The sequence below is a fragment of the Legionella qingyii genome (genome assembly GCF_003184185.1).
This window is the reverse complement of sequence record NZ_QHJG01000026.1, coordinates 62,489-68,537: the sequence shown is the minus strand read 5'-3', so window position 1 is coordinate 68,537 and position 6,049 is coordinate 62,489. Positions and strand designations below refer to the sequence as shown.

The following is a 6,049-nucleotide window of genomic DNA, read 5'->3' as shown; positions in this document are numbered from 1 at the left end:
TGGATCACATATCTTCATGCACTTCAAAAAAAATTATTCTTTTTTTAAAAATAATGGTCACTCTTTGTGACCATCTCTCAGGCATAAAGCGCGGGAATTAGGCGGAACTAAATGAAATGTTATTAGACCCCTAGATTTTAAGCAGTATAATTTTTTTCTTTATCAAAAGGTTTTAATGATTCTGCAATTTGCTTATATAATTCAGGAAGCCATCGGGGCTGCGCAAATGTGGTGGTAGAGGGCTTGCTTTTACGCAAATCGTTAGGTGCAATAATTACCTGAATATTATTTAAACCAACACGTCGTGCCAAAACAAAAAGCTGATCTATAGCAAGATCGCCTACAGCTAAACAACCTACAGATAAATTTTTCCCATGAATAAAAATATTATTGCCTAAATTTCTTCTCCCATCTTGATAACCTTTTTGTTTATCAAAATTATTGGGATAATTAATCATCATTGACAAATGCATGCTACTGAATGGATTAAAATTGACTAACTTATAGACACCCTCGGGAATTTGTTTATCATTCTCACGTAACTTAGGACCTAGACGACCACTGAATCCAGTTAAAGGGTAGTCATGGATATGTTTCCATGATTGATTAGAGTTCTTAGCCCAGAGTTCAACTTTTCTTTCTGATTTAAAGGCAAGTAAAGCAATATTACTCGGGGGATAACTTACCTTTGCTTTGGAGAAATAAGATTTCAGTTGTGGTTCAACACGTAAGCCATATCGTTTTATTGCTCGGTCTACTGCTTGATCCCAATTAAGCTTAGGAGCCATAGGATAGCAATTAAGGCTAAATATCATTATGACAAATGCAAATAACCGTTTCATAGAAATACTAGAGTGATGGATTGTTGGCATGTTATCAAATATTAATGCAAAGAACAATTTAACCTCCCAGACTTCTCTCTTAAATAAAATTACGTAGTGCTTTATTCTATTTTATTGATTCTCTACTTGGAACGTATCAATACGTTTAACTTTTATTTTTTTGTTTTAATAGTATTTGTTTTTTTATTGGTAATGATAATTGTGTCGCAATGAAATCGGGACTCGTTGCTAAATGTCCTATGGAGGGTAATAAACCATAATGGTTTGGACAAAGATACGCGACTGAGCTGTCACTATCAATTTTATAAAATACATACTTACTATCGCAATACCCAGGTTTTTCAAAGAGAGCCACTTGCATTATGGGCGTTCCTTCCATCTTATTTTCTATAAAAAAAGCATTAATCCACAGATTACTAATAACAATAAATGCTCCTACAACTAAAAATGCATTAATCAAGGTATATGTGTATTTAAAAGTAGGACCATTTATACTTAAATGCGATATGACTAGTATTAAGGCAAGTAGCAAGATAAGTAAATTAAACGAATAGATTCCGGCATTAAGATAGTTAAAATAGGTTCCAAAAATTTGATTTCCAGAGAACTGAAAATGAATGAGTAGCGCAATAAGGCTAAGCCAAAGAGATGAAATGATGTAATAAATAGCTTTTCTTTTAATTCCAATAATAAAGAGTACTAGAGCAATTAATGGAAAAAGACTTTGTATTAATTTTCCCAGTGTATACATTTGAGCCATACTCTCAAAATTAAGTGATATTTACTTTAAAACTATATAGTTATAACAGTATTTTTCGTATATGTATAGATTATGGGTGGCTTGAGCTTTGGTTTCATGAACTATAGTCACGCTGTCCATACCAGAGTTTTAAAATGAATTATCTTGAAGGAAAGATATGATTCTGAAGTACATCCGGACAAAATGTCCAAACAAATTATCTTAATGAGTTAAGCCTGTCAATTTATTAATAGGTATTGGTATTGTCGATGCATTTTTCTTTAATAAGCGTTAAGTAGGGCTGTGTTGGATATATTGTTGTTTTAATCATAGTCTCTGGCAATTTGATTTGTTTAACTGCAAAAGGATTTTCAGATTTAAACATATAATTTAGTGGGTTGATTGGGTTTGGAAAATAGCCCTGATTACTCATTTGCTTGTTCGGGCGATTGGACGGATGCACACTACCAATCCATAGGGGTTGGTTTGATTCTAAGAAGTTAAAACTTGATTCCCAAATTCTTAATTCCAAAGATAACTTGGTTTGTTGATCTGTATAGGTCATGATCAGCATAGGTGCTTTATTCTCATATAACTGAGTAAGTAATGGCAGTTTAATGCTATTTGGTTTTTGACTTATTCGTCGAAGTAAGTTGGTAAAAAATGAATCTGTGTGTGATTTCCATCCATTTTTTTCAAGATTACTTTGCAACGTATCCAAATTACCTGAGAATTGAAGGTTTAATAAACTAATTCGCTTACCTATCCTACTGAATTGATAAATGGGTAGAGTAGGCTTCTCTTGTTCCCACCATGTTTTTTCGCTCAAAGTAAATTTTTTATGATAGGGCGTATGGCTATAAGATATAGTTTTAAAATTCAGATAAGTGGATCCAAATGAAGATAAAAGAACTCCGATAAAAAGCAGAGAAATCATTAATACTGAAGGTATTGCTTTTTTTTGCAGAATATTAGATTTTCTATAAATCAAGCAGTGAATTAAGCAAATTGCTGTACCGGCAAAGTAGGATGCTAAAATATCTGTAAGCCAATAATCTCCTAAATAAAGAGCACCTAAACCACTCAAGCCAAGAACAGAGTATACAACAGGCTTTGACATGTTGATGAACAAGTCGTAGGTATTATTGATGTAAAATAAAATAAATCCATACAATGCTGTAGCAATCAAAAGATTAACTGCGGGAAATGAAGAACCAGGCATCACAATCAATAATCCAGCAGGCCTTGGGCTATGAATAAAATATCCAAGTGATAGGGCTAATAAAATACTAAATATAGTGAGGCTAGATAAATAAATAACTGCCGCTTTATTTTTGCTGTAAATAAACCAGCAACAACAAATGATAAAGAGACTGATTATCGTTGTTGTAGAGGCTAATTGACTACAAAAGATAAAAAATATTTTTAATGTTGGTGTGTTAAAACTTTGTAAGAATAAATAAGCTGGATAATTAACCAACGTTAGATATTGAGTCGATGCAGTTAAGCCTAAGAGGATAAGGAAAAAAAGCAGACAAATGACAGTTATCAATACAATGGCAGCAGTGTGATAGTGATTTGATTCGCCACGAGGTGTAATTACCTGATACACATAAACAAAAATAGAGTTATTTTTTAGCTTTAGCCAAAAGGTGTGTAAGTGTAATTTTAAAATAGAACTTAATAATCCAATTATTCGTTTTATAAATAAACTAATAAACCAAAGTCCAGCAAGCAAAATAAGAATTAATATAAATAAGCGCGTTGCACTTTCAGTGGATAGTTCATGACTCGCAGCTCCTATTGCAACACCAGGCATTATGTATAAAAGAGACCAGCCAATCGCTGATATAACATTTGCTACAAAAAATCGCCATTGCTTCATATGCAGTATACCTGCAATGACGGGAATAATTGAGCGTAGAGGACCCACAAAGCGACCAATTAGTACACTTTTACCACCGTGTGTTTCAAAAAAATCTTTGCCATATTGTAGCCAACGTGGATACTTACTAAATGGCCAAATTTCAGTCAACCGGTCACTATAGTAATACCCCAGGAGATAACTAAGACTATCACCAGCAACCGCTCCTAAAATCGCAGATAATAACGTAAGATCAATACGCATAATCCCTGAGCCCGCAAGTATTCCAATGGCAGTCATGGTAACACTGCCAGGTACAATACTACCCACAATCGCTAGAGACTCAGTCAGGGAAATTAAAAACGTGATAAATAAAGACCAGTGAGGGTTCTGTTGCAACCAGTCAGTAAGTGGCTGTACATAATCTACGAACAAGTTCATATTTATTTCAGGGATAAAATTGTTGCAGAAAATATTGCACGAAATGCTGATTTACTTCCTCTATTTGCACAGATGGAACAAACTTGCTTATTTGAGTCATTTCCATTTTTGCAAATCCACATGGATTTATTCCTGAAAAAGGTTTTAAGTCCATATCAACATTAAGTGCAATTCCGTGATAAGTACAACCATTTTTTACTCTTAAACCGATTGAGGCTATTTTTTTATCATTAACATAAACCCCAGGTGCTCCACAACGAATAGAACCTTCTATTTGATACTGTGCAAGAACAGAAATTAAGATCTGTTCTAATTGACTCACCAATGATCTTATACCTAGGTTTTTCCTACTGATATCCATTAAAACATAGGCAACGAGCTGGCCTGGTCCATGGTAGGTTACTTGTCCTCCTCGATCTGATTGCACAACGGGTATGGATGCAGGATTAAGTATGTGTTCGGGTTTACCTGCTTGTCCTTGCGTATAGACAGGGGAGTGTTCTAATAACCAAAGTTCATCTTGGGTATTTACATCACGGTTTTGTGTAAATTCTTTCATTTGCAGCCAAACATCATTGTAATTTTGAATACCTAGCTGTCGTATTTTCATTATAGAACCATTTTTACTTCTGGATGCTGCGTAATGGCTCTATAAAATGTATCCAGTATCTCTTGATTTTCAGCATAAACAGTAACAGTTATAGCTAAATAATTCGAATCTTTACTCATTTTATGAGTCAGCGCATCTTCCGCAATATTAGGAAAGTGTGTGACGGTAATTTCTCTGATCTCTTCAAGAAAGACAGTTGAATTATTCCCTATTATTTTTATAGGAAAATAACAGGGAAATTCAATTAAAGTTGTTTTTTCCATCCTTATACCCTATAAATCCTAAGAGCCAAACCAGCGTTTAAAAGCCAAACGGATTGAGTCTTTTGTTCGAGTATAAATACCACCTGATTCAACATCTTGCAAAGCATAAAGAGGTCGGGTTGATACAACGTTATTATCAAATTGAACCACCAAATCACCTATTTTATCACCTTTCTTAATTGGTGCCTCCAGGTATGAGGGAACTTTAGTAGAAATATTAAGACGTTGATACTGGCCAGTAGGAATAGTAATGTATTGATCTTCATTTAAGCCTACAGTTATCTTATCAACACTCCCTTTATAAAGTGGAAGCTCGGAAATTGATTGTCCTGACTTATAAAGCTGATGTGTTTCAAAAAATCTAAAACCATAGTTTAGTAGTTTTTCACTATCATCAGCACGAGAAGAGTCGCTTGGTTCACCAAGGACAACAGCAAGTAAACGCATATTGTCTCGTTTTGCAGAGGATACAAGACAAAAACCTGCTTCATTCGTATGACCAGTCTTTATACCATCCACTTGATTATCGCGCCATAACAAGCGATTTCTATTGGGTTGACGAATGCCATTATAGGTAAACCATTTTTGCTTATACCAATCATAATATTGAGGGAAATCAACAATTAATGCTCTTCCAAGGATCGCTAAATCTTTTGCGGTGGTATATAGATTAGGGTCAGGCAAACCAGTACTATCAGTAAAATGACTGTTTTTCATTCCAAGGTTTTGAGCCTGCTGATTCATAAGATCAGTGAATGAATTTTCAGTGCCACCAACATGTTCTGCCATAGCAACACATGCATCATTGCCTGAGTCTACGATAATCCCTTTGAGCAGGTCTTCAACAGGAACTTGTTGGCCCTCTTTGATAAACATGCGAGAACCACCTATTTTCCAGGCATCACGACTCACTCGAACGTTATCAGTGAGATGAATTTGTTCATGATGCAGGGCATTAGATATAACATATAACGTCATCATTTTCGTTAAGCTTGCGGGAGGCAAACGCTCTTCACTGTTTTTCTCAGCAATAATTTTGCCACTGTTTACATCGATCAGTATGTAGGCCTTGGCATTAAGCATTGGAGCTGCAGGAGTAACTAAAGGTTTATTATTCACCGTAGGTGAGGGTCTTTCCAGATCTGCAGTAGGTTTTGTTGGTAAAGTACCTTCCTCAGCCATAGAGTTAGTTGACTGTACAAATAAAGTAATGATAAACAGTGTTGTCAATAAAATAGACGTTGTTCTTGTCATGTTGTTATCTAGTCCGATTACAAAAATGTGGATATA

6 protein-coding genes are annotated in these 6,049 nt (G+C 34.9%); all 6 read right to left on the bottom strand.

Going from position 1 to position 6,049, the window contains the following annotated elements; genetic code table 11:
• Nucleotides 1–137 precede the first annotated feature (137 nt).
• Complete coding sequence (locus DGG96_RS14905) at nt 138–842, bottom strand: L,D-transpeptidase family protein (RefSeq protein WP_110143446.1); 705 nt, start codon at nt 840–842, stop codon at nt 138–140.
• Between the two features lie 145 nt (nt 843–987).
• On the bottom strand, nt 988–1,593 hold the full coding sequence (locus DGG96_RS14900; RefSeq protein ID WP_110143445.1) for a type I secretion system protein LssZ: 606 nt from the start codon (nt 1,591–1,593) through the stop codon (nt 988–990).
• Between the two features lie 235 nt (nt 1,594–1,828).
• A complete protein-coding gene (locus DGG96_RS14895) occupies nt 1,829–3,886 on the bottom strand; it encodes a bifunctional DedA family/phosphatase PAP2 family protein (protein ID WP_110143441.1) in 2,058 nt (685 codons plus the stop codon).
• Between the two features lie 7 nt (nt 3,887–3,893).
• Nucleotides 3,894–4,496, bottom strand: coding sequence for a lipoyl(octanoyl) transferase LipB (lipB, locus tag DGG96_RS14890; RefSeq protein WP_110143440.1), 603 nt, complete (start codon nt 4,494–4,496; stop codon nt 3,894–3,896).
• On the bottom strand, nt 4,496–4,759 hold the full coding sequence (locus DGG96_RS14885; protein WP_110143439.1) for an HP0495 family protein: 264 nt from the start codon (nt 4,757–4,759) through the stop codon (nt 4,496–4,498). Before DGG96_RS14885 ends, lipB begins: the two co-directional genes overlap by 1 nt.
• An 18-nt stretch (nt 4,760–4,777) precedes the next feature.
• Nucleotides 4,778–6,013 (bottom strand): D-alanyl-D-alanine carboxypeptidase family protein, encoded by a 1,236-nt coding sequence (locus tag DGG96_RS14880; RefSeq protein ID WP_165831626.1) that lies wholly within the window; start codon nt 6,011–6,013, stop codon nt 4,778–4,780.
• Nucleotides 6,014–6,049: the final 36 nt, after the last annotated feature.